Raw genomic sequence first — 22,932 nt, forward strand, 5'->3', positions numbered from 1 at the left:
ATGGATATTAAAGAGAGCGTGATTGCAATAACGGGGGCAGGACAAGGATTAGGTCAAATGATGGCAATCACATTGGCACAGCTAGGGGCAGATCTCGCCTTAATTGATGTGAATGAAGAGGCCCTTCGTCAAACGCAAGACCAATGCCACATGCTCAGTGCTCGCGCCATGATTTACAAAACAGACGTGACCAATGAGGCTGATGTTGAAACCGCATTTAGCAATATTGTTGAAGATTTTGGTCAGCTTGATGGTTTAATCAATAATGCGGGTGTACTTCGAGATGGGTTATTGGTTAAGCAAAAAGAAGGTGTCTTGTCGAAGATGTCATTAGAGCAGTTTACTACCGTGATGAATGTGAACGTGAATGGTACCTTCTTATGTGGCCGTGAAGCCGCAGCGAAAATGATAGAGACTCAGCGCCAAGGGGTGATCATTAATATTTCGAGTGTGGCACGGGCGGGGAATATTGGCCAAACTAACTATGCGGCCTCAAAAGCAGCAGTAGCGACGATGGCGGTATGTTGGGCGAAAGAGCTAAGCCGGTACGGGATCCGCGCAGCTGCCATTGCGCCAGGAGTTATCAAAACAGCCATGGCGGATCAGCTTAAACCAGAAGCCATAGAACGGCTTGAGAAAATGGTGCCACTAGGACGTATTGGTGATGCTGGCGAGGTTGCCCATACCGTTAAGTACATTCTTGAAAATGATTACCTAACCGGCCGCGTCATTGAAGTTGATGGCGGTATGAGGATGTAAAGTAAGTATTCGGTAGTTTTACTGTGGTTATAATTATTTTTTAGCTTAATGTTTATCTTTAAAAATAATTAATTTTTTAAAGTAAAAGGCCATCATTATGAATGGCCTTTTTTAACTGTTGGCTGAATTATTTTCTAGTCCAGTTTGAACAACCAGGTAGTGATTTATCAATAACTAAATCACCTTCTACTTGATATTTTTGGTAACCAAAAATGAAGGAGAAATACTCGTAATCACCTGTAACGTTAGACAATGCAACAGCACACTTGTCTTTTTCGATAGCTTGATCAGATGCTTCTTTTAGGCTCGGAACACCCATAGGGAAAAGAACTATTGCTTTAGTGTCTTTACCGATAACTCGACTTCCGGTTACAAAATTACCATTATTAAGCTCAACATTTTTCGTTGATGCTAGAGTGAAATCAACAACACGTTGAGCACAACCAGAAAGAAGAAGAGTAGAAAGTATTACAATTGAAAGAGTTATTTTCTTCATGTTTAATTTGCATTTAAGCCTCTGATAATAAACGGATGAGGTTATACGCCTAGTTGGATGGTGCTGCAATGTGTTTTTATTATTAATTGAGTTATTTATTAGTATTGAGTGTTTTTTATTGATTGGATTACTATATTACAACAAGAGTTGTTAGCTAAACTTCATCTGTTTAACAAAATATGTAAGCTAAATAACGCATTTAATAACATGTATGTATCTGCATTTGGTTAATTAATTAAAAAATATTTATTGATTAAATGTTTTTAATTCTATTTAGGAATATTATTGGAGTGGAATTATTATTAATGGATGAAGAGTTACAAGCATATAGATAAGCTTGTTTTCCATTAATAAAGAATTTAGCAATGGTAACTTCTTCTATCTAAAATAAAGGTAAATTATTTTGTATAGGCTATGAGAACATAAGTTGCATTGTTTGCAATAAGATGATTATCAATAGCTTGTCAATAGTCGCTGTTGATTGTGACCTTAGACGATTTGGTGGGTAGATGTATGATCCCATAACTCATGATGATTTTTCCTGAAAACATTGCTGCTATTACAATACTTAGCTTTGAGGCTGATTTTTTATCAACCAATAATAACAATATTTTATTATTTTGATTATTTTTAATAATTTCAGGTAATCATTAGCTTTCCATATACTTACTCCATTGAAACAAAACGCGAACCGAATATTGAATCTGGAGCTAGTTATGAAAATGAATCACGTAGGTATCATGGTTGGAGATATGGACAAAGCCGTTGAGTTTTATACCAATGCGCTGGGTCTTAAAATCGTGATGGGTAATACCAAAGTAGAAGAAGAACGTGAGACTGCAATCGGTCGTATGTGTATCGCTGTTTTTGGTGAAGGCTTTAAAGGTTTCAACATTGCGCATTTAGTCACAACCGATGGCATTGGTGTTGAGTTATTTGAAATGAAAGAGCGCCAAGCACGACATGAAGTTGATTTTTCTCGAATTGGTATTTTCCATTTCTGTCTGCAAACCGATGATTTTGATGGTGTGATTGCACGTACAGAAGAATTTGGCGGCAAAGTACGTATGGACATTATGCGTTACCACCCTGAAGATGATAATAATCAAGCTAAAATGGTTTACCTAGAAGACCCGTTCGGTAATTTATTCGAGCTTTACTCTCACACTTATGAAGAAACCTATGCGTCAGAGTATGAGTAATCAACTTAGGTATAGAGATTGAAGTTTCAGACTGAGAAGGATTGGCAGCAGTGCCAATCCTTTTTTGATCGATTTTGGTGGTATTTCAGGTGGGGGTTTTAGATTTTTTTAATACAACCGTGAAGTCGTCTTTAGAATATTTGTCCTCGATATAGCAGTCGCTTGATAAGTTGCGGCAATAAGATAGGACATGCTCGGAGTGATAACCCTTTAGCAGGGTATCTTCAGGAAACGTCTTTGCATTGAGCAAATTGAAGATCACTACTTCATTAGCAGCTTGGTACATTCTATCGATCATATTAACGAGGTAGTTAGAGTCACAGCTATGATAGTTAAGAGAGCCTGAGGCAATTACAATGTCGTGCTTTGGCAAAGTGTCTCGGGCAAAGTCAGCGTTAAAGAATTTACTTGCCGTTAATTGGCGTATCTTCGCCTCTTGAATGAAGGCTTTCTGCTGGTCGAAACCTGTGTAATACGCAATATCGTAGTACTGATCAATAAAGGGCTTAAAGTCACCGTAGCCGCACCCTAAATCGAGCACGCTTTTATGATTGAAATCGTGTTGTTTCGCTATGATACGAAAGCGTGACAGTTGTGATTCTTCATCTCGCCAACCAAGAATTTTAGGTGGGTTATCAGGCCACTTTTTATTCCTGTCTTTGTGATAAAAATAGATGTTTAGGCGATCAAGAAAATTCACATTATTTCCTTTGGTAAAGGTTTGTAAGCCATACAGTTATAACTATAGCGATTAAGCCGACTGTGCAGCTTGATACCAATACGATTGGTGGTCGTCTTATTAAGAACGTCTGGAGTCAAAGATAAAAACCAGTTACTACATCAGAGTAATAACTGGCTGTGATCTTGAGAGGGGAGGTGATGGCTCTGAAGTCGTTTAGTGACTGGAACTATGGCCCGTAGAAAGCAACGTATAGTGCCATTCCGCCACCAATCACAAACATGATCATCGCCATAAAAGCGGCAACCTTGTTCAATACTGTAAATAGCTTATCCATGATATCTCCTGGTACTTTGGCGCTAATGTGCCATAAAAGCCTGTAGGTTTCGAGTGCGAAGTTGCAACAAAATACAAAAGCGTAATCAAGCCTTCATCGTTTTATTGCTAATGCTGCTGTAGCCCTACTCACTATCCTTAAAATTGACGTGATATAGCTATATGTATTATACCGTTTGCTATAAAACCTCTGTTTAGTACTTATTGTGATTGTATAAGATTTTATCTGTTGGGAGAGTATTTATTGTGATTCCATGAATAAAATTTCAATTCGTGCTTGCTGTTTTACTAATATAAAAATCTCTGCAATCAGGATTAATGCGGTTCCATTTCATCACACTGACGCCTTAACCATGCACCTAGCTTGCGTATATTAGGTTGATCGGCACAGCTTTCTTTATAAGTGAAATAGAAATTATCACCAGTAGGAAGGTCGTGTAATGGAATACGTACTAATTCATGCTGATTCTCTTCTTCAGTCATAAAATAGTGGTTCAATAGCGCGATCCCTTGATTGTAGCGCGCAGCCTCTGCCGAGAGTAGCAGATGGCTGAAATAGTGCATTTGAGCATGGTTAGGTAACGGGAACTGTCCTAATTGACACCATGTTCGCCAATCATCACCTTCTTTGCCCGCTGGAAGTACGGATTTTACGGATAAAAGCGGGAAGTCCCAAAGTGCATCAGGCATAGCTTGGTCTTTGATTTTGTCCCATACCTGCTTACTACATACAGGGTAGAGTCGTTCGTTATAAAGAAGTTCACTGGTGTATTTGGCTTTGGGCGGCTTACAAGTAATAAAGCAATCGGCAGTCTGATCGTTAAAGTCGGGTTCGTCAGCAACCATGGTTAAAGATAGATCTATTTCTGGGTATTCTTGCCGAAGTTTATCAAGGCGAGGGATAAGCCATTTAACGGCTAAGGTGCTATACATTGCTAGCCGTAATTGGCTTTTTTTACCTTCTTTTATGACATTGCTGGCATGGGCAATATCTTGTAGCGCATTACTGACTGTATCGTAATAGTGCTTACCTTCATCGCTAAGGGAAAGTAGCCTGCCTTGACGAATAAACAGTGGTTTTCCTAAATAATCTTCGAGTAATTTCACTTGATGACTCACCGCACTTTGAGTGACATTGAGCACCTCGGCAGCTTGCGAAAAACTGTTATGACGGGCGACGGCTTCAAAGCAATGAACAGCACGAAGTGGGGGAAGTTTCATTATCGAAATAACTCATACTAAAGTAATATTTATCATTATACTTCATTTTAAAGATTGAATACGCTGCATAAAAATTTCACTAAGTTTAAGAGCATGTTCAATGTCTAATAAATCTGTCGGCTATGCGATGTTGTTACTGATTGTTGGTAATTTAATTGCAGTATTCTCTGATGCGCTGATCAAAACACTTGGTGATGGTGTGGCGGTGTTTCAGTTTGTCTTTTTCCGCCAATTAACAGCGGTGATTATTTTATTGCCATTTTGTGTCAAAAGTTCATTACCTGAATTAACCAGTGGTTTGAAATGGCATGCACTTCGCGCCCATATTTGGCTTTTTGGCGCAGTTTTTATGGTTTTCGCCATTAATTCGATGCCACTAGCAACAGCGAATGCCATTTTCTATGCTGCTCCTCTTATTATGTTGCCGCTGGCGTTTGTTTTTTTCCGTGAAAAGTTGAGTAAGCAGTCTGTTTTAACTGGCGTGATTGGCTTTATTGGTGTGCTGGTGGTTATCCGTCCAACGCACATTGATTGGGCCGCTATTTCTGCATTGGTTGTTGCGCTAACCTTGGCAGGAAATAATCTGTTGATTCGTAAATTACCGACTCACCAGACGGTTGCACAAACCTTACTGTTAACGAATCTAGTTGGTATGCCTGCGTCATTCGGGTTAGCGCTGTGGGAAGGTGAAGCGTGGAATTGGGCGCCTTTACTGACAGCTGCGGGATCAAGCTTTTTTATTCTTATCTATGCCGCCACATGTGTCGTTGCCTATCGTTCGGTTGAAAGTAATAAAATTGCCAGTGCTGAATACAGTGGTTTATTAGGTGCCGTGTTAGTCGGCATTGTGTGGTTTGGTGAAATGCCTGAAATTGAAATGCTAATTGGAGCGGCGTTGATCATCCTGCCTTTATTGTTATTGGCGAAGGTTGAGCAAAAACAAAAAAGAGCACGAAAAAAAGAGGCACAAACTGTTATCGAAATGTCGCTTGAATCTGACTTTTCGTTAGCGACAGACCCTACTGTAGATCGATGAAAATTCATCAAGAATAAGGATATAAGCTGTGCGTGTCTCTGTTGAATAAAATGTAATAAAAACAGGGAGTAGCATTATGGTAGCACTGAATGTGACCTTGATCTCTCAGCCTTACTTCTACGCCTGCAATAAAGTGCTTTAAGGATGGGGTAATATACATTTATATCGCGAATAATAACGATGAAATTATCTAAATATAAGACGAACAATAACAAGTCATAACTTATTGAAGGACTTCATCGTGGATAAAAGGATAGGAAAAACAACGTTAGCGCTTATGGTAGCCAGTACCCTTATTGGTTGCCAGAGCACGAAAAATACTGAGTCGTTAGGTTATATCAGCGAGCCTTATGAATGCGCCGTACCTATGGTTGAACAATCGCAAGACCTACGTATTTATCAGGTTATGGTTGAAAGCTTTGTAAACGGTAATGACAGTATCGGTCATGGCACAGGTTATGGTACCAGCCACCATAAAGGTGATTTACAAGGCGTGATTGATTCGCTCGATTATATCCAATCGCTTGGCATGAATGCGATTTGGCTAACCCCTATTTTTAATTCGATTCCTGATGAAGGGCAGAACCACTGGGCTGACCGCTTAGATGCGACCGGCTATTTTACCAGTGACTACTTTAGCATTGACCCACGTTTTGGTGATATGGATAAAGCGCGTGAATTAGTCGAAGCTGCACATGCGAAAGGCATGTATGTGTTCTTAGATGGTGTGTTTGGTCACCATAAAGACAACCTTGTTCCATCCCCACAAGGTCGCCTTCCTGCTGGTGACAGCAATCCTGTCGATTACCCAGAAAGTCTCGCTTTTTATCAAGAAGTCGCATCTTACTGGGTTAAAGAACTCAAAATCGATGGGTGGCGTTTAGATCAAGCCTACCAAGTGCCTCTTCCTGCTTGGAAAGCACTGCGTAAAAGTGTTGATCAGGCCTCGCAGTCGGTGACATATCAAAATGCCGAAGGTGAAGCTGTGCATCCATTAGGTTATATGGTTGCTGAGATTTGGAACAATGAAAACTACATCACTCGAACAGGTTACGGTCCAGAAAAAGATCCTGCGTTATGCTCGGCATTTGATTTCCCTGTACGTTACCGCGTTGTAGAAACCTTTGCTGTTAATGAAAACAATAATGGTGGTAAAGGCGGTGAGTGGCTCGCTGAAGGGATGAAATTACACGATTTATACCCGCCACATGCAAAGCCTAACCTAATGCTGGGCAATCATGATCTAGTGCGCTTTGGCGATTTACTTCAGCGTGGCAACATCGCTAAGCCTGATCAGGCAGAATACTGGGCGCGTCACCGTGCTGCACTTTCTTTCTTAGGTGCTTATAACGGTCCGATCACCTTGTATTATGGTGAAGAAGTGGGTGATGAAGTCCCGAACTTTGCTGATAAGGCCAGCAGTGATATTTGCGCCCTACAAGGTTACTGTGATGATCATGTAGCGCGTAGCAGCGCCAAGATTGACGGTGTAACGACGCAATTAAACCAACAACAGACTGAACTGCGGGATTATGTTGCTTCTTTAATGACACTTCGCGAGCAGCACCCTGCGATAGTGCATGGTAAGCGCACTTCGGTATTAGCGACAGACGCTGTGTATGTTGATCATAAGCAGAAAGGTGACGATGCCTTGCTTTATATGGTGAGCACTCAAGCGAAAGCAAATATGTTAACCCTTAAGGCGGCAGATATTGCATCGGAAGGTGTTTTGGTCGATCTGCAAACTAACGTCCGTTTTGAACCTGTAAATGGTGAATATCAGATCCCACTATCAGGTTTCCAAGCCCGTTTTCTTGAGATAGAAAAACCCTCCAATGCAGGGGTAAAAGTTGAAACAACCTTAGCCGTGCTAACGGGAAAAGGGTTTATGGCGCAGTGTGATAACCCAACAGTAGTAGAGGCTGGTCCTAAAACGGAAACCATGTATGTGGTGGGTGATTTTGCAGATTCTGGCTGGAAACACAAAGATAACCGCGCATACAGCTATAAAGGCGACAATACGTATCAAGTGGTGGTGGATGAAGTGGCGGGGGCCTACCGTATGCAGTACGCCACTAAAGATTGGTCGCCACAATACACGGCTGAAGGTTTAGAGCTCAAACCTGGGCAAGAGAAAACCCTACAGTTTGGCGGCTATGGTAAAGATACCGCAGTCACGCTACCAGTGGCAGGCCGTTATGTATGGAGTTTGAAGTTCAGTGACCAAGGTAGCCCACGCCAAATCATGGTCTCTAAATGTGATGAATAGCGAGTCGCACGTATAGTATTAATACCTATTTGGATAAGGGAGCTTTGTGCTCCCTTTTTTGATCGCAATTAAAATAACAAGGTTCTACTTTTTTAGAGAAAGAGATATAGCGATATACTCACTCTTAATGAATACAAAAGAGAGACAGAAATGACCGAGCAGTGCTGTGTAGTGATGACTACGTTCTCAGACGAAAAAGTGGGTAAACGTATTATTGATGCTTTGATTGAGCAGCGGTTAGCGGCGTGTATCCAAGTGCAAGCAATTGAAAGCTACTATCACTGGAAGGGTGAAGTAAACTGCGATGCTGAAAAGCAGATGATGATTAAAACCAAGGTATCGCTATATGATGCGGTAGAAGCTGAAATTGTAAAACAACACGATTATGAAACGCCTGAAATTATCCAACTGCCAATTAGTCGTGGTTTGAAAGGCTATGTTGATTGGATTAATGAAGAGTGCCAATAATCGGCACTCTCAATGTTCTTTCTGCGTCATTCGTTGTTTGCTTTATTGCCAGTAGAATACGGGTTACATATTTGGATAATTAGGTCCGCCGCCACCCTCTGGTGGTCGCCAAGTAATGTTTTGCGAAGGGTCTTTGATATCACAAGTTTTACAGTGCAGGCAGTTAGCGGCGTTGATCACTAGACGCTGTTGGCCTGCGTCCCCGACGATTTCATATACACCAGCGGGGCAGTAATACTGGCTGGGTTCCCCGTTTTCAGCTAAATGAGAAGTGATAGGTAATATAGGATCACTTAATACCAAATGGCAGGGTTGGTTCTCTTCATGCTGAGTGCCAGAGAGGTATAACGATGAGGGCTTATCAAAACTTAGCATGCCATCTGGTTTGGGATAAGCGATAGGCTTACATTTGGCGAGGGGCTTCAAGCTTAAATGGTCTGGCAAGCTGTCGGGTAGTGTCCACGTTGCGCGGTCTTTTAACCAGTTTTGTTCAATACTGGTGAGTACGCCTCCGAATAGTTGGCCGTATTTATGGATGTTAGCGCCGACATTACGTGACTGATGAAGTTCTTGGTATAGCCAAGAATCATGAAATAACCGTTCGTACCCAGGTACTGTGTGGGTAAAGCCAGCGGTGAGTTCATCATGTATTGCTTGTGCGGCGAGCATGCCAGATTTCATCGCGGTATGGCTGCCTTTAATTTTGCCAAAGTTAAGGGTACCTGCATCGCAACCAATCAATAATCCACCATGAAACTGCTGGCGAGGCAGTGAAGATAAGCCGCCTTTAGTGATAGCTCTTGCGCCATAGGTTATGCGTTCGCCGCCGTGTAAATACTGGGCAAACACAGGGTGGTGTTTCATTCTTTGAAATTCATCAAAGGGGCTTAGATAGGGGTTTTGGTAATTTAAATCAACAATTAGCCCAACGGCGACATAGTGCTCTTCTGAGTTTTGATCTTCTAAACGATTGCCTTCAAGGTGATAAAGAAAACTTCCTCCTGTCGAATCAGACTCACTAAGAGGAAAACCAGTACCGTGGATCACGAGCCCTTCTTGATGTTGCTTGGCAGGGATTTTCCATAATTCTTTAATGCCTAGCGCATAGTGTTGGGGCGGTTTGTTGTTATCTAAATGGTAATGCGCAATGAGCTGTTTACCTAAGTGTCCGCGACTTCCTTCAGCAAAAATGGTGTATTTGGCTTTTAACTCAATACCCGCTTCAAAAGTGGCTTTTGGTGTACCTTGTTTATCTCGCCCCATATCCGAAGTGATCACACCTGTGACGGCATTACTGCTGTCGTAACAAATATCGGATGCAGCAAAACCCGGAAAAATTTCGACACCAAGTTGTTCTGCTTGCTTGGCTAACCAACGGCACAATAAGCCTAAACTAATGATGTAGTTGCCATCGTTATTCATACTGTCAGGCGCGAGGTGTTCAGGTATAACAAGGTGGTTGTTGGCATTGGTCAGCCAGTAAAGATGGTTCTCAGCAACTTGAGAAACAATCGGTGCATCTGTGTGTTCCCAATCAGGGAAAAGCTCATCAAGCGCACGCGTTTCGAATACCGCGCCAGACAGAATATGAGCACCAACTTCAGCGCCTTTTTCAAGCACACAGACATTGGGTGGCGGTTTTTTTTGCTGTTTTGCTATCAGCATTAACTGGCAAGCCGCTGCTAACCCTGCAGGGCCAGCACCGATAATCACCACATCAAACTCCATACATTCTCGTTCCATCAAAGCGACCTCTGTGTGCGATTTACGTATATAGAAACTGGCGATTTACAGTATAAATTTAACTATAGCGCAGTTGACGTAAACGTAAATTAAACTAGGCTCAAAGAATCATCTGAGGCACATGTGCCACACATATAACGAGATTAAAAACAGCGCACAAGGCTCTCAAAGACATTTCTTTTTTAAGAAGGAAGACACTGTGAAAGTGCTAGTAGCGATTAAGCGTGTGATTGACCCTTATGTGAAAATTCGGATTAAAGATGATGGAAGCGGCGTGGAAGATAGCAATGTCAAAATGGCAATGAATCCATTTTGTGAAATTGCCGTTGAAGAAGCTGTGCGCTTAAAAGAAGCGGATATTGCCTCTGAAATTGTTGTCGTTTCGGTAGGTGATGATACCTGCCAAGAACAATTAAGAAGCGCACTCGCATTAGGAGCCGATCGCGCGATCCATATTGCAACATCCGATAAATTAGAACCTCTTGCGATAGCCAAGTTACTCAATGCGTTAGTGCAAAAAGAACAACCGTCTCTGATGTTATTGGGCAAGCAATCTATTGATACCGACAACAACCAAGTTGCCCAAATGCTATCTGCGCTAACGGGTTATCCTCAAGGTACTTTTGCTTCTGAACTTACTGTGAATACGCAAACTGTGGTTGTCACGCGTGAAATAGACGGTGGCCTAGAAACCTTATCGCTCCAGCTACCTGCCATTATTAGCACCGATCTTAGATTAAATGAGCCTCGCTATGCATCTTTGCCCAATATTATGAAAGCCAAGCGCAAGCCGTTTGCGGTTATCGCGATTGATGAGTTTGAGCTCGATATAGCACCAAGACAGGAGATTATCGACGTTATGGTGCCACCGAAGCGCGAATCAGGGATCCGCGTTGAATCAGTGCAAGAGCTAGTCACTAAATTGCGAAATGAAGCGAAGGTGATCGAATGAAAACCTTAATTATTGCGGAACATAATGGACATTCACTAGCGACTGACACCTTAAAAGTAGTACGTGCAGCTGCAAGTTTAGATCAACCAATAGATATGCTGATAGCAGGCGAAAATGTGAATGCTATTATTGAGCAAGCTCAGCGTATTGAAACAATAGATTCTGTGCTGGTGGCGGATTCATCGTGTTATCAGCACGCTCTTGCTGAAAATGTATCGGTACTGGTTGAAGCTATGGTTAGTGAGCACAGCGATAGTCCCGAAGGCTATAGTCACATACTCACTGCTGCGACCACGTTTGGTAAGAACCTTTTGCCAAGAATCGCGGCATTACTGGATGTGGGTATGCTGTCTGATGTGATAGAGATTGAGTCGAAAGATACGGTTATTCGGCCAATTTATGCGGGCAATGCGCTCGCTCGGGTTCGCTCTAACGACCGTATTAAAGCGATATCGGTACGGGCATCGGCTTTTGATGCTGCAGAGCAACTTTCAGACTCTCAGGGATCTGCGCCAGTTAATTTCGTAGCTATAACGCATCAATCTCTATTAGTTGAATTTGTTTCTCAGCAAGTGGTTGCGAGTGCTCGCCCTGAATTGCCAGCAGCGCGTGTAGTCGTTTCGGGGGGGCGAGGGTTAGGCAGTAAAGAAAATTTTGCTATGGTTGAGCAGCTTGCCGATAAGCTCGATGCAGCCATTGGGGCTTCGCGAGCAGCGGTAGATGCGGGTTATGTATCTAATGAGCTACAAGTAGGCCAAACGGGTAAAATTGTTGCGCCTGATTTGTACATTGCGATAGGGATTTCAGGGGCTATTCAGCATTTAGCTGGAATGAAAGATTCTAAGGTGATCGTCGCGATAAATAATGATCCTGATGCCGCTATTTTTGAGATTGCAGATTATGCGTTGATCGGAGATTTATTCGAAATTTTACCTGCGCTGATTGATGAACTTGGCTGAGTGGATGAGAGTCAAAAGAGAGAAAAACGGCACACATTCGTTGTGTGCCGTAGAGAAAGGCATTTATTCGTAAAGGATAAAGCATACTCAAAATGCAAGTAATACCAAGCTAACTAAATAATGATGAAACTACTTATTCATATTGGTATATCTGACTTGCGGCAGTGGATTCAATTTAATACTAGCTCAAGAAATCAACTTCGAGTAAAGCGATATGACTGAACTTTAACATCTTGTCCATCGACAGCAGCCCATGTATCTACCATCCAAACATTGTTCCCCGCAAAGCCAAGCTCTAAGCGCACTTGTGAGGCATCAACACCTTTAATGACACTGACATCCGTCGATTCTGGATAAAAATTGTAGCGATTATTGGCTGCTTGGTACTCACCCACAAATTGAGCGGTTGTGTTATCAACATTGTTTTTTACAGCAAGGATATAACCCGTTGATGGTGTAAAGCTGAACTCTGCTGTCATGGCGAGTGAATTTGCACTGCCGTTAACTTGTAAGTTGTTGATAGCGACTTGAGCCGCCGTGGTTTTGGTTAAAGATCCACGGGCATCGGCTTTCGCATTAATGGTTTCACCCGTCGTACTGCTCCAGATTGCCACTTGCCAGTTGCCTGTAAACTTATCAAGATCAGCCCAAGCTTGAGGCTGAGTGGGCGTAGGTGCTGCGTTAACACCTTGTTGTTGGCTATTTCCTATTTGGGCAATGGCATCATCACGGCTGGAATGGCGTTGGTTATCGCGATTGTTATCAAGATCAACCATAGAACCGCTGACTCCCCCTGCAACCCCACCTGCGATCGCCCCTTTGGCAGCAAGCTCTGCATCACCAGTTAGCGCACCCATGGTTAGCCCTAGCAATGCACCACCAATAGCACCTTGCTTAGTGGCGGCATTTGGGTCGTTTTGATCAGGGTTAACACAACCAGTTAGTAAAGTAGCACTCAGTACAGCGGCGATAGAAGTTTTTAGTAAAAGGGTCATAGTTCGGTCCTGCTGGCTGTTTCTATTTGATAGGGATGATAGTAAGGATTAATACTGAACAGAGCCTGAGTAATAAAACAGCGCTTTAAATTAAGAGGATTGAGTGTGTAAATGTGTGAATATAAATACCTAAAAACAGCTGGTTAGCTAAGTAAGTGTTACGCTTTGTTACATTTTATACTGCTACCTAATCGAACTATTTCGATAGAGAAGGGACGCAATTATTATTATGACTGGCTAAGAACAATGATGAGATAGGAAAATGTTTTTATTTAAATGGTAAGATGAACAAAGACAGGGAGATGTTATGAAATTTGCAAAGTATTGGGAAAAACAAGACGTTAATGTTGATGAAAAACAGTTTGGGCAGCCTATTATTTCGGTTTGGGGCGGCTCGAATACATCTTCTGAAGATGCCGATCATAATGCCCAAAAACGGGTTGCATCTTTAAACGCATTTATGGCGAGTGATTTCACGGAAAAGGGTGATTATGAATACTGGGTAGGCTTTGTTCGAGAGGAGTTACTCGAAGAAGTTAAAGCACCTGATGATACTGTACTGGCAGTACTAACGCGTAACCATTATGGTGCGCTTGTCCTCAATACTGATGTTGCATTGTTTGGTGATATTGACGTTACCCCCCCTTCTTTTATTGAACGTTTTCTGGAAAAGTTTGGTAAGACGAAAAAAGATAAGGGCTACTATTTAAAAAAGATAGAAGCTTATCAAGCTGCGCACCCCGATTTGTCCTTTCGGGTTTATGAGACACATTCTGGCATTCGTTTTATAGAAACGAGTCGCGTCATTAATTCGCAAGATCCTATTGTTACTTCGTTATTTAAAGATTTGAATGTCGATCCTCTTTATCAGCACTTGTGCCATCGTCAAGCATGTTTTCGAGCTCGCCTCAGCCCTAAGCCTTGGCGGATTGGTATGGCGCGCCCAGCGAGTCGCTTCCCTCGATGTAATGAAAATGAAATGACGGCATTTAGACTGTGGTTAAGTGGCTATGAAAAAGCCTCCCAAGGCACGACAGTGGTTAAGCACCTTGCCTCTTTTGGTGCTAGGCGTGCCGATGCGACCGTACAAAGGGTGATTGAACTGCATGATCGACACGCTTGTTTACGTTCTGGAACGTTAGCATAACGTCTTTAATTGTTACTTTAGCTTTCTAGCTGCGTGACTAGTGCCTTCATAAAACGTGCTGCTTCACCGCCTGTACAGGCACGGTGATCAAAGGTCATTGAAAGTGGGAGGGCATTCACTTCTTCGGCTTTCCCGTTAGTGAGTACCAGTTTCTTGATGATCCTACCTGCTCCAACAATTGCGACTTGCGGGGGCGAGACAACTGGGGTGGCATAAATACCGGCAATCGCGCCAAAGTTGGTAAGTGTAATGGTGCCGTGTTGGAGCTGCTCTCGTCCAATTTTCCGCGCTTTTATACCTGCAACAGTATCGTTAATCCACTCTCTGATGTCCTCGGCATGAAACTCATCAGCATGACGGATCACAGGCACATACAGTCCATATTGGCTGTCTACTGCAACGCCAATATTCACCATGCTATGTACGCACCGAGTCATGGTATCAGGATCGAACCACGCATTGAGCGCGGGTTCTTTCTTACAGGCGGCGACAATAGCTTGCACTAACCGTGTTGTTATATCCTCGTTGGCAGCCCAAGAACTCAAGATGGCTTCTTCTGTAATGGTAACGGCTGCTATTTGTTGGTGGGCCTTAGCCATACTTGCCGCCATGCTACGACGCGCACCTCTTAGCATTTCAGTGCCTGGACGTTGTTGATCACTAGCTTGATGTACGTCGCAGTCGAGGATCACCCCATCAGGACCAGAGCCTTGAATATGATGTAAATTGATACCGAGTTTTTGTGCTAAAACTCGGGCTGAAGGGAGTGCTGTAATCACCATTTTTTCATCATGTGACTTTTCACTCCCTACCCAAAATTCATCGATATTGATGTTGTGGCTAGTTTGAGAAACATTGCCGACTACAGTTGCAGCATCGTTTTTGGCACTGTGAGTGCTTGAGTTGTGAGTATCATGCTCACGATTTTTTGAGCTGCTAGACGATGTCGTTTTTCTATTTGCAGAAGGCGGTGAAGGTAAGCTTGTCCCAGAAGCCGCTGTTGTTGCGGTTACTTGCTCATCAATTTCGACCAACAGACAACCTATATTAATGATGTCACCTTCATTCCCGTGCCTGCTCATGATCGTACCGCTGTTAGGGGCTGGAACATCGACGGTTGCTTTAGCCGTTTCAACGGTTAGGATAATTTGGTCTAGTGTGACAACGTCACCAATATTGACGTGCCATTCTAAAATTTCAGACTCTGCCAACCCTTCGCCTAAATCGGGTAGTGTGAATGCTTTCATTTCCAACCCTCCACTAATTCTCTGGCAGCCGCAATAATGTCAGCCTCTTGGAGCATGAAGTAGTCTTCATTGCGGTAATAAGGCATTACTGTATCCATACCTGTTACGCGCTTCGGTGGGGCTTTTAATAAGCACATGGCATGTTCGGCAGTGCGGGCGATAATTTCACCCCCTACACCTCCTGTTTTACAGGCTTCATGAACAACCAGTAACCGTCCTGTTTTTTCAAGTGAAGCGAAGATGGTGCGCATGTCTAGCGGCTGAATAGAGGCCAAATCGATCACCTCGGCTTCTATTCCTTGCTTAGACAATTCATCGGCAGCTTGTAGTGATTCGACCACGCATGCTCCCCAAGTGACTAAAGTAATATCGCGACCTTTACGCAGTGTGAAACAGGTATCGAGTGGTAGTGCATTGCCATTATCTTCAACATTAGATTTTACCGTGCGATAAATCCGCTTTGGTTCAAAGAACATCACAGGGTCATTGCTGCGAATGGCAGCAAGCAGTAAGCCATAAGCACGTTGTGGAGAAGATGGGATCACGACCTTGAATCCGGGAGTGTGGGTAAACAGCGCTTCGACACTCTCAGAGTGATGCTCTGGTGCATGAATACCACCACCAAATGGGGCACGGAAGACAGCAGGGCAGGTGAGGCGACCACGGGTTCGGTTTCGCATTCTGGCGGCATGACACATCAAATGCTCTAGCGCAGGAAAGACAAAGCCTTGGAATTGAAATTCAGCCACAGGACGTAGCCCTTGGCTAGCCATACCGACAGTGACGCCGCCAATTAATGCTTCGGCAAGCGGTGAGTCAATAACGCGCTTGCAGCCGAATTTGTCTTTAAGTCCAACAGTTGCTCGGAAAACACCGCCGTTATCACCGACATCTTCACCCAGCACGATAACTTTCGGATCACTTGCCATTTCGTGATGTAAGGCGAGGTTAACAGCTTCAAGTAGAGTCATCTCAGCCATGTTTTGCTCCTTGCATGCGCATTGCTTTATTGATGATGGCATCACGTTGCTGATGTAAATCATCACTGAGCGATTCATATAAGTAATCAAATGCGGATTCTGGTGCTTGTGGAATAATTGCGAGGTAACGCTCAACTGCGGCTTCTACGTCTTTTCTACACAGCTCTAATAATTCGGTTTCATCTTGTTCTGTCCATCGGCCAGCGTTGATGAGGTACTGTTTTAAGCGACTAATTGGCTCGTATTGCCATGCTTGCTGCAATTCATCTTCACTACGGTAGCGGCTAGCATCATCGGCAGTAGTATGATCGCTTAATCGATAACTTATCGCCTCTATCAGTGTGGCACCTTTACCTCTGTAAGCTTGTTCCAGCGCTGTTTTGACTGCATCAAGCATAGCGACGACATCATTGCCATCGACTGTGATCCCAGTGATCCCTGCGCCTTTTGCTTTGTCAGCAAGAAACTCTGCACCGCACTGAATTTCGCGTGGAACAGAGATTGCCCACTGATTGTTATTGATGACAAAAACTAACGGAATATTCCAGCTTCCGGCGCAATTAATGGATTCCAAAAAATCCCCTTTAGAGGTTGCGCCATCGCCACAAGTGACTAATGCAGCATGGTGACCGCCTTCAATTTTAAGTGCTGCGGCAACACCAACTGCGTGAGTACACTGGGTGGCAATAGGGACGCAAAACGGCAAATCACGTGAAGGACGGTTATGAGGGGCTGATTCGGAATGAAAATCACTGCCACGTTCATCGCCACCCCAATATTGGAGATTTTTTTCCATGGCGATACCCCGCGCCCACATGGCGGGCATATCTCGATAATAGGGAATAAAAACATCGTCAGACTTTAATGTGCGACCAATGGCAATGCCAATGGCTTCTGCACCAAGGTGTGAAGGATAAGTACCGAGTTTACCTGTACGTTGCAGCGCAACGGCTTTGTTGTCATATACGCGGGTGAGCACCATGTCGCGATAGTAGCTAACCAACATGTCGTGGCTTAGCCAAGCTGGCAGCGGAGTAACCAGTGTGCCTTTGTGATCGATAAAGCGATGCATCGGCATTGCTTGAATATTCATCTCAAGCTCCTTGTCTCGCAGCCACAATGGTTAGCTGCAATAGATGAAAGCAAATGAACCCGTGTTTATCGTCACAGATTAACGACCATCTCATAGCTGCTGGTCCGACATCTTATTCGTGTATTTCCCTTACTGTCAGAGTTTTTACGCGTTTGATCCATCAAACTTAGCGTTAAGTGATGATAAACCTAATAGGTTAAGTGTAACTAAAATGTTAAATTGCGCTTGCAATAGTAATAAATTAATCAGTAAAGAATTCAATACAGTAGGAAATGCTAGAAATGAGTCAGTTCGCTCCTTTCTGTTGGATGAATATTTCATGAAAAAGCAGAGCCGCTGTAGAAGACTTGAGAGAATAAAGGGTAAAAGAAAACGCTATGCTTATGTTCTTATCGAAATTACGGCCACTTTGAAGGTGGGTTAGTAAAAGAAATATGGCAAGATACCTTATTCGCCGTATTGAATAATAAAAGGAAGTAAAGATGGAAGTATTAGCGATTGCTAAGCGTGAAAAATCACGCGCACCAATGGAAGAAATGACACAAGCCTTAGTGACGACAGAGCAAGGCGTTGTAGGCGATTTTCGTGGTAAACCAGGAAAACGTCAGCTAACGGTATTGAGTGCAGAGTCATGGCAAGATGCATGTAACGATGTGAGTGCAAATCTTCCTTGGACAGTCCGTCGTTCGAACATTTTGATCAAGGGTATTCGTTTTAACAAGGCAAATGTAGGTGATGTGATCCAAATTGGCGAAGTTAGATTAGAAATTACACGCGAGACAGATCCATGCCCTCGTATGGATGAACAACATGACGGGCTGACTCAAGCGCTCATGCCTGATTGGCGTGGTGGTGTATGTTGCTGTGTTGTCGCTGATGGCGAAGTGAGAGTGGGTGATAAAGCGGTATTACTAGCCGCTGGTGGCGTGATCTAGTTAGGCGTTTGACTTAGCTGGTATTTGTCTCACCATTGAGAAAAATAGCGCTTCGCCCCAACGTAGCGCTATTTTCGGTCAATACTGACAATATGTATTGATGGGAAGGCTCTGACAATGAAAAGCATGTTGCTACCTCTTTTAAGCTGCCTTGCAGCATGTAGTTCCCAACAAAGTGCCAATCAGCCACTGAATGTTAGTCAGTACGTTGAACAAACCTGCTACACGTCAGCCTCGGATGAGCTGTCTTCCTCGTTCGATACCTTTCTTGATCACCGTAAAGATGAGCTTGCAGGGCTACGCTCTGAATTAACCGATGAAAATTTTCAACAATTACATTTTGCGCTAAGTCATTTCTCAACGTATTGGGAAAAGCTAGAAATTGAGCGAAATCAGGCTTGTGAACAATGGGCCGCTTGTCAGTTTATTACCGAAAGCAGTCATGCAGCCTCTAGCATGCAACCATCGCCACATTGCGAAGCGCCAAACTTTGAATACAATGTCAGCCGCGTAAAAATGGTGACCTTTTTAAGTGACGTCGCTAACTTGCAATTACAACGTTCAGGCGAATAATGTCTCCCACGCTTAAAGCTAATTGAGTGCTCTGAGAGTAGGCTCGATCAGCTTATCTTGGCAGTAATTGCCATTTATAAAACCCCCTGATATTTACTAATTGAGTATAAAGGCTTGATTTTAAAGTTGAGTTTACTTATACCTATTATATGCAATTATTTAACATTTAATATCATTGTCATTTTCGAGAATGATACTTAAAGTAAACCTTTCAAACCCTTTTTTTTACTGTTGATAGGAGGTTCTATGGCTACTAGCCGTAAAATCAGTAAGGAACGTTTAGCGCTTAAGCTCTCTCTTGTGGGGACAATTTTGTTGGCCACAATGGGGATTGGCTATGGATTGTATGTCGGATCCAACGCCATATTACTCGACGGCATGTTTTCACTTCTTAGTATGGGTATGACGGGTCTTAGCCTTTATACCGCTTACCTTGTAACCAAACCTGATGATCGTCAGTTTCAGTTTGGTTATGCGCATATCGAGCCTTTGATCAATGTCGTCAATGGCTTGCTTATCTTAGTAACGTGTCTTTGGGCGTTTATCGGTGGTGTGCAATCCATTGTCGAAGGCGGACACGATATTGTGCTCGAACATGCGCTGGTTTATGCCGTTGTTTCAACCGTTAGCTGTTTTGCTATTTATTTTACTGAAACGCATATTGCGAAAAGTATCGAATCAGAATTGGTACGAGTTGACTCCCAAGAGTGGATGATAGACGGTATTTTGAGTGCAGCCTTACTCGTTGGTTTTCTGGTTGTAATGGCACTGGATTCTTTAGGTTATTCTCGTTGGAATGCATATGTGGATCCAATTTTAGTATCAGCGCTTGCTATCTCGGCGTCAGTGCTACCTATTCGAGTTTTAAGCCGTAACTTACGTGAAGTTCTCCTTGTGGCGCCACAAGGTAAAGTGCAAGACCGTGTTGATGGTGTCATTGAAGCAATTTCAAAGCAGTATGAGTTTGATGATTACACCCATCATTTGGCGAAAACAGGACGTCAGTACGACTTGGAAATTAATATCTTGGTCGATAGCAGCCCTCATTGGACGACCCAACGACAAGATGCCATTCGTCAAGTTATTTGGGATAAGTTGAAAGGTGAGCTGGGTGATACATGGTTATCAGTGAGTTTTACCACTCAGGAACGTTGGTTATAAATAGGAAAACCTCATAAAGCATTGAAGTAAAAGCCAATAACATCTTTGTCGATGTTATTGGCTTTTTACTATTAGTTTTTCTTATTCTTCATTGGTAATTTATTCATTCGCAGAGAAACTTATAGCAAGGCAAAATACTGGCCGGTATACGGGGACGCAGATAAATATTTTCTAAGTAGCAACTGGCATCTATTCGATTGTTGGCTCAAACTTAAGACACGTAAGGTTAGGTGCTTGTTGTGCCTTTGTATCCACATTTAGGTGTTATTGGTTAGGGTTATGTATTGATGTGGGTTTTATCGCTTTTTAGAATCATTTAAAGGTGAAATTGTGATTTTGTCGCATTGCTTATCACAAGAAAATAACTTTTAGATGTAAAAGTAAGCGTTTTGCGGTATCTTAATTCGAGTCTAAAAATTGCTTCTACTGGTTGAAGAGACATTTTTTAGACCTAGTGAAAAATGTGCATTTTTGCTCAGATTTACAGATTAATATAATTTAATTTTATAAGGTCAGTTTATGGAAATTGTTCTAGTTCTTGCATTTATTGTTGGTGGCATTTTCGTCATTACTCGTGAGAAAAAATGCACCAAAAATGTTGATTACTCGCGCGAATCTCTTTAATTCACATTTTGCGATGATTAACCGATAAATGCCAATCTAAACAACTGTTTAGATTGGTTGTTCTTTCATTCTCTTTTCCATGCCCTGCTTGTCACTTTTCTTATTTCGTTTTATACCCACACCATCTATACCCAATGAGCACTGTTCGTACGTTGCTGTCATTTGCATGCTATTCATAGTTCTATCACTATCTATATGATTTTATTTTGTATTTTTTGTAACGAACAATCTAATAAGACATGATCTAAGTCGTATATATAGTGACGATTTTGCTTGTTAAGTTGGCGATTTATCAATATCGTTTAACAACACACGGATGTGCTCATGTTGCACATAAATAATGACATTTGATTTCTAATTATTTCCTCATATGCCTTCAAACAGCCAATCTTCATCGCCATTGAAAATGAGTGCTCTGTTCGCTTCAATGAACTTACGCAACTGGGTCGCCAGCCTGCTCTTCATGTTTCTATGTGGTGCATTACTTGTTTCGACAAGTAGTTATGTGTCAAAGCTTTATTTGCAGCACACTATTAGCAATGATGCTAAAAACATGCTTCAGCAGTACAGTCAGCAAGTTGATTCTTTGGATAGTAAGCTGGAAACGCTGTCTAAATTATTTCTATTTGATTGCAAGGCATTAGATCGCCACCAGTTAAAGCATATTACCTACAATGATTATGCACTACGCCGTTTATCGTTGCATAACTCTGATGGTTCTCAGTGTTCAAGTTTTGAAGGAGCAAGTGGTGAAAACAGCTTGTCACCCTTAATTTCAACCTTGTCTGAACAGTCTTCTTTGTGGGTAACATCTGGTTCTAGAAATGAGCAGAGTTTGCTAGTGGCACAGTGGCAAGGTGAAAAGGGGTCACTTTATGTGCACATGGAGCCGATAGTTACTGAAGCCATACGTCATAAATATTGCAAAAACTGTGTGCTGACGGCAATTTCAGCTGTTGATAATCCGACAGTTTCATTTTGGCGTGGTGATGCGGCGTTATTCTCACAACCTATCTTATTTAGCATGAACCTAGACAATGGCATTAATATTCGTGTCTATGTGTCGCCTCAATTACTGTCTATCTACCACAGTAAAATGCTCATTCCGCTACTTATACTTGGCTTTGGTATTGGCTTTATTGCGTTAGTCATTATTCGCTTCTTTGAATATCGAAAAATGTCATTACATGCATTGGTTGAACAAGGGATAATACAGCGAGAGTTTATACCTTATTATCAGCCGATTGTTGATGTATCGACTAATAGTCTGTACGGCTGCGAAATGTTGGCTCGCTGGAAACGGCATGGGCAAGGCCTGATATCTCCAATGGAGTTTATTCCTTATGTTGAGAAAAGCGGACAGATTTTACCGATAACAGAGCAGCTCATTGAGAAAGCGATCGGTGATGTTTCTAAGCTTAACTGGGGTGACACTCAACAAGTCATTAGTGTGAATATTGTACCCGATCAACTGGAACATGTTGAGGTGTTGGCAAGTTCACTCGCAATATTGGATGAGTCGCCTTTGTTGCCATCTCAACTGGCATTTGAAGTCACGGAACGTAAGCGTTTTACTAATTTATCGATGGCATCGCAAGTGATTGAGACACTCCGAACTCAAGGCATAGATGTGAAGCTAGACGATGCTGGAACAGGTTATGGTGGCTTCAGCTATATTCAACAACTGGATATTCGCAGTATTAAAATCGATAAAATGTTTGTTGAAACGATAGGAACAGCAGACCTTAAATTATCATTATTGGACTCGATAATTGCTTTTGGTCGTGAAGCTCAAATGGAAATGATAGCCGAAGGCGTTGAGACAGAGGAGCAGTCCCGCTATCTAGCTAAGCATGGAGTGACTTTACAGCAGGGCTTCTATTTTGGTCGTCCGATGCCATTTCGAGATTTTGCGTATTACTGCAAGAGTATGGTATCTCGAAAATCGTTAACTAAACGTTTTAATATCCCACCTACGCTGTTGTATAACCAAGTTGATGAGTGTTAAGTACTTAAAACAAAAAGTGCCAGCCAGTATAATCGACTTCGCTGGCACA

22 protein-coding genes are annotated in these 22,932 nt (G+C 42.6%); 12 read left to right on the top strand and 10 right to left on the bottom strand.

The features are described 5' to 3' along the window. On the top strand, nucleotides 1–759 hold the full coding sequence (locus OCU87_RS18500) for an SDR family oxidoreductase (RefSeq protein WP_062691201.1): 759 nt from the start codon (nucleotides 1–3) through the stop codon (nucleotides 757–759). Nucleotides 760–886: 127 nt separating this feature from the next. Here OCU87_RS18500 and OCU87_RS18505 read toward each other — a convergent pair whose 3' ends face one another. Then, nucleotides 887–1,255 (bottom strand): hypothetical protein, encoded by a 369-nt coding sequence (locus tag OCU87_RS18505; protein ID WP_261859045.1) that lies wholly within the window; start codon nucleotides 1,253–1,255, stop codon nucleotides 887–889. A 716-nt stretch (nucleotides 1,256–1,971) separates the two neighbouring features. On the opposite strand from OCU87_RS18505, the gene OCU87_RS18510 reads away from it, so the two are divergent. Further along, nucleotides 1,972–2,457 carry a VOC family protein gene (locus OCU87_RS18510; RefSeq protein ID WP_062691205.1) on the top strand — a complete coding sequence of 162 codons (486 nt, stop codon included), beginning with the start codon at nucleotides 1,972–1,974 and terminating at the stop codon, nucleotides 2,455–2,457. Between the two features lie 85 nt (nucleotides 2,458–2,542). On the opposite strand, the gene OCU87_RS18515 is transcribed toward OCU87_RS18510, so the two are convergent. The 3 genes from OCU87_RS18515 to OCU87_RS18525 form a co-directional block, all read right to left on the bottom strand. Next, nucleotides 2,543–3,157, bottom strand: a complete 615-nt coding sequence (locus tag OCU87_RS18515; protein ID WP_062691206.1) for a methyltransferase domain-containing protein — start codon at nucleotides 3,155–3,157, stop codon at nucleotides 2,543–2,545. A 208-nt stretch (nucleotides 3,158–3,365) separates the two neighbouring features. Beyond that, entirely contained in the window at nucleotides 3,366–3,473 is a 108-nt protein-coding gene (locus OCU87_RS18520; protein ID WP_062691207.1) for a hypothetical protein, read from the bottom strand. Nucleotides 3,474–3,787: 314 nt separating this feature from the next. Then, nucleotides 3,788–4,693, bottom strand: coding sequence for a LysR substrate-binding domain-containing protein (locus OCU87_RS18525; RefSeq protein ID WP_062691208.1), 906 nt, complete (start codon nucleotides 4,691–4,693; stop codon nucleotides 3,788–3,790). Nucleotides 4,694–4,793: 100 nt separating this feature from the next. On the opposite strand from OCU87_RS18525, the gene OCU87_RS18530 reads away from it, so the two are divergent. The 3 genes from OCU87_RS18530 (at nucleotide 4,794) to cutA (ending at nucleotide 8,466) form a co-directional block, all read left to right on the top strand. Continuing rightward, nucleotides 4,794–5,729 carry a DMT family transporter gene (locus tag OCU87_RS18530; RefSeq protein WP_261859046.1) on the top strand — a complete coding sequence of 312 codons (936 nt, stop codon included), beginning with the start codon at nucleotides 4,794–4,796 and terminating at the stop codon, nucleotides 5,727–5,729. A gap of 277 nt (nucleotides 5,730–6,006) precedes the next feature. Further along, nucleotides 6,007–7,998, top strand: coding sequence for an alpha-amylase family glycosyl hydrolase (locus OCU87_RS18535; RefSeq protein WP_261859377.1), 1,992 nt, complete (start codon nucleotides 6,007–6,009; stop codon nucleotides 7,996–7,998). A 150-nt stretch (nucleotides 7,999–8,148) separates the two neighbouring features. Then, nucleotides 8,149–8,466, top strand: coding sequence for a divalent-cation tolerance protein CutA (cutA, locus tag OCU87_RS18540; protein ID WP_261859047.1), 318 nt, complete (start codon nucleotides 8,149–8,151; stop codon nucleotides 8,464–8,466). Between the two features lie 63 nt (nucleotides 8,467–8,529). On the opposite strand, the gene OCU87_RS18545 is transcribed toward cutA, so the two are convergent. Further along, nucleotides 8,530–10,209, bottom strand: coding sequence for an electron transfer flavoprotein-ubiquinone oxidoreductase (locus OCU87_RS18545; RefSeq protein WP_261859048.1), 1,680 nt, complete (start codon nucleotides 10,207–10,209; stop codon nucleotides 8,530–8,532). Nucleotides 10,210–10,408: 199 nt separating this feature from the next. Between OCU87_RS18545 and OCU87_RS18550 the strand changes: the two genes are divergently transcribed. Next, the gene (locus OCU87_RS18550; protein WP_062691211.1) at nucleotides 10,409–11,161 is read left to right on the top strand and encodes an electron transfer flavoprotein subunit beta/FixA family protein; all 753 of its coding nucleotides are present in this window, start codon (nucleotides 10,409–10,411) and stop codon (nucleotides 11,159–11,161) included. Beyond that, nucleotides 11,158–12,120, top strand: coding sequence for an electron transfer flavoprotein subunit alpha/FixB family protein (locus tag OCU87_RS18555; protein ID WP_261859049.1), 963 nt, complete (start codon nucleotides 11,158–11,160; stop codon nucleotides 12,118–12,120). Before OCU87_RS18550 ends, OCU87_RS18555 begins: the two co-directional genes overlap by 4 nt. Nucleotides 12,121–12,314: 194 nt before the next feature. On the opposite strand, the gene OCU87_RS18560 is transcribed toward OCU87_RS18555, so the two are convergent. After that, entirely contained in the window at nucleotides 12,315–13,115 is an 801-nt protein-coding gene (locus OCU87_RS18560) for a hypothetical protein (protein ID WP_062691212.1), read from the bottom strand. A 307-nt stretch (nucleotides 13,116–13,422) separates the two neighbouring features. On the opposite strand from OCU87_RS18560, the gene OCU87_RS18565 reads away from it, so the two are divergent. Further along, nucleotides 13,423–14,262: a hypothetical protein gene (locus OCU87_RS18565; RefSeq protein ID WP_261859050.1), complete on the top strand. Its 840-nt coding sequence runs from the start codon at nucleotides 13,423–13,425 to the stop codon at nucleotides 14,260–14,262. A 17-nt stretch (nucleotides 14,263–14,279) separates the two neighbouring features. Here OCU87_RS18565 and OCU87_RS18570 read toward each other — a convergent pair whose 3' ends face one another. The 3 genes from OCU87_RS18570 to pdhA are packed head-to-tail and all read right to left on the bottom strand — an operon-like array spanning nucleotide 14,280 to nucleotide 17,582. After that, on the bottom strand, nucleotides 14,280–15,509 hold the full coding sequence (locus OCU87_RS18570) for a dihydrolipoamide acetyltransferase family protein (RefSeq protein ID WP_261859051.1): 1,230 nt from the start codon (nucleotides 15,507–15,509) through the stop codon (nucleotides 14,280–14,282). Continuing rightward, nucleotides 15,506–16,489: an alpha-ketoacid dehydrogenase subunit beta gene (locus OCU87_RS18575; protein WP_261859052.1), complete on the bottom strand. Its 984-nt coding sequence runs from the start codon at nucleotides 16,487–16,489 to the stop codon at nucleotides 15,506–15,508. The genes OCU87_RS18570 and OCU87_RS18575 overlap by 4 nt, the downstream gene beginning before the upstream one ends. After that, the gene (gene pdhA, locus OCU87_RS18580) at nucleotides 16,482–17,582 is read right to left on the bottom strand and encodes a pyruvate dehydrogenase (acetyl-transferring) E1 component subunit alpha (protein ID WP_261859053.1); all 1,101 of its coding nucleotides are present in this window, start codon (nucleotides 17,580–17,582) and stop codon (nucleotides 16,482–16,484) included. The genes OCU87_RS18575 and pdhA overlap by 8 nt, the downstream gene beginning before the upstream one ends. A 482-nt stretch (nucleotides 17,583–18,064) precedes the next feature. Between pdhA and OCU87_RS18585 the strand changes: the two genes are divergently transcribed. From OCU87_RS18585 to OCU87_RS18595, 3 genes are all read left to right on the top strand, one after another. Beyond that, nucleotides 18,065–18,517, top strand: coding sequence for an MOSC domain-containing protein (locus OCU87_RS18585; RefSeq protein ID WP_261859054.1), 453 nt, complete (start codon nucleotides 18,065–18,067; stop codon nucleotides 18,515–18,517). Between the two features lie 117 nt (nucleotides 18,518–18,634). Continuing rightward, a complete protein-coding gene (locus OCU87_RS18590; protein ID WP_094956727.1) occupies nucleotides 18,635–19,090 on the top strand; it encodes a hypothetical protein in 456 nt (151 codons plus the stop codon). A 246-nt stretch (nucleotides 19,091–19,336) separates the two neighbouring features. Further along, on the top strand, nucleotides 19,337–20,251 hold the full coding sequence (locus OCU87_RS18595; RefSeq protein ID WP_261859055.1) for a cation diffusion facilitator family transporter: 915 nt from the start codon (nucleotides 19,337–19,339) through the stop codon (nucleotides 20,249–20,251). Between the two features lie 672 nt (nucleotides 20,252–20,923). Here the strand turns inward: OCU87_RS18595 and OCU87_RS18600 are convergent. Continuing rightward, entirely contained in the window at nucleotides 20,924–21,052 is a 129-nt protein-coding gene (locus tag OCU87_RS18600; RefSeq protein WP_261859056.1) for a hypothetical protein, read from the bottom strand. Nucleotides 21,053–21,380: 328 nt separating this feature from the next. Between OCU87_RS18600 and OCU87_RS18605 the strand changes: the two genes are divergently transcribed. After that, a complete protein-coding gene (locus OCU87_RS18605) occupies nucleotides 21,381–22,883 on the top strand; it encodes an EAL domain-containing protein (RefSeq protein WP_239928889.1) in 1,503 nt (500 codons plus the stop codon). Nucleotides 22,884–22,932 lie beyond the last annotated feature (49 nt).

The organism is Photobacterium sanguinicancri (genome assembly GCF_024346675.1).
Classification (GTDB): domain Bacteria; phylum Pseudomonadota; class Gammaproteobacteria; order Enterobacterales; family Vibrionaceae; genus Photobacterium; species Photobacterium sanguinicancri.

Excerpts from the sequence above, each read along its gene's own strand:
- OCU87_RS18530 (WP_261859046.1), top strand. The coding sequence starts at position 4,794 with ATGTCTAATAAATCTGTCGGCTATGCGATGTTGTTACTGATTGTTGGT.
- cutA (WP_261859047.1), top strand. The coding sequence starts at position 8,149 with ATGACCGAGCAGTGCTGTGTAGTGATGACTACGTTCTCAGACGAAAAA.
- OCU87_RS18510 (WP_062691205.1), top strand. The coding sequence starts at position 1,972 with ATGAAAATGAATCACGTAGGTATCATGGTTGGAGATATGGACAAAGCC.
- OCU87_RS18500 (WP_062691201.1), top strand. The coding sequence starts at position 1 with ATGGATATTAAAGAGAGCGTGATTGCAATAACGGGGGCAGGACAAGGA.
- OCU87_RS18590 (WP_094956727.1), top strand. The coding sequence starts at position 18,635 with ATGAAAAGCATGTTGCTACCTCTTTTAAGCTGCCTTGCAGCATGTAGT.
- pdhA (WP_261859053.1), bottom strand. The coding sequence starts at position 17,582 with ATGAATATTCAAGCAATGCCGATGCATCGCTTTATCGATCACAAAGGC.
- OCU87_RS18560 (WP_062691212.1), bottom strand. The coding sequence starts at position 13,115 with ATGACCCTTTTACTAAAAACTTCTATCGCCGCTGTACTGAGTGCTACT.
- OCU87_RS18585 (WP_261859054.1), top strand. The coding sequence starts at position 18,065 with ATGGAAGTATTAGCGATTGCTAAGCGTGAAAAATCACGCGCACCAATG.
- OCU87_RS18555 (WP_261859049.1), top strand. The coding sequence starts at position 11,158 with ATGAAAACCTTAATTATTGCGGAACATAATGGACATTCACTAGCGACT.
- OCU87_RS18525 (WP_062691208.1), bottom strand. The coding sequence starts at position 4,693 with ATGAAACTTCCCCCACTTCGTGCTGTTCATTGCTTTGAAGCCGTCGCC.
- OCU87_RS18545 (WP_261859048.1), bottom strand. The coding sequence starts at position 10,209 with ATGGAACGAGAATGTATGGAGTTTGATGTGGTGATTATCGGTGCTGGC.
- OCU87_RS18600 (WP_261859056.1), bottom strand. The coding sequence starts at position 21,052 with ATGAATAGCATGCAAATGACAGCAACGTACGAACAGTGCTCATTGGGT.
- OCU87_RS18535 (WP_261859377.1), top strand. The coding sequence starts at position 6,007 with ATGGTAGCCAGTACCCTTATTGGTTGCCAGAGCACGAAAAATACTGAG.
- OCU87_RS18575 (WP_261859052.1), bottom strand. The coding sequence starts at position 16,489 with ATGGCTGAGATGACTCTACTTGAAGCTGTTAACCTCGCCTTACATCAC.
- OCU87_RS18570 (WP_261859051.1), bottom strand. The coding sequence starts at position 15,509 with ATGAAAGCATTCACACTACCCGATTTAGGCGAAGGGTTGGCAGAGTCT.
- OCU87_RS18595 (WP_261859055.1), top strand. The coding sequence starts at position 19,337 with ATGGCTACTAGCCGTAAAATCAGTAAGGAACGTTTAGCGCTTAAGCTC.
- OCU87_RS18505 (WP_261859045.1), bottom strand. The coding sequence starts at position 1,255 with ATGAAGAAAATAACTCTTTCAATTGTAATACTTTCTACTCTTCTTCTT.
- OCU87_RS18565 (WP_261859050.1), top strand. The coding sequence starts at position 13,423 with ATGAAATTTGCAAAGTATTGGGAAAAACAAGACGTTAATGTTGATGAA.
- OCU87_RS18520 (WP_062691207.1), bottom strand. The coding sequence starts at position 3,473 with ATGGATAAGCTATTTACAGTATTGAACAAGGTTGCCGCTTTTATGGCG.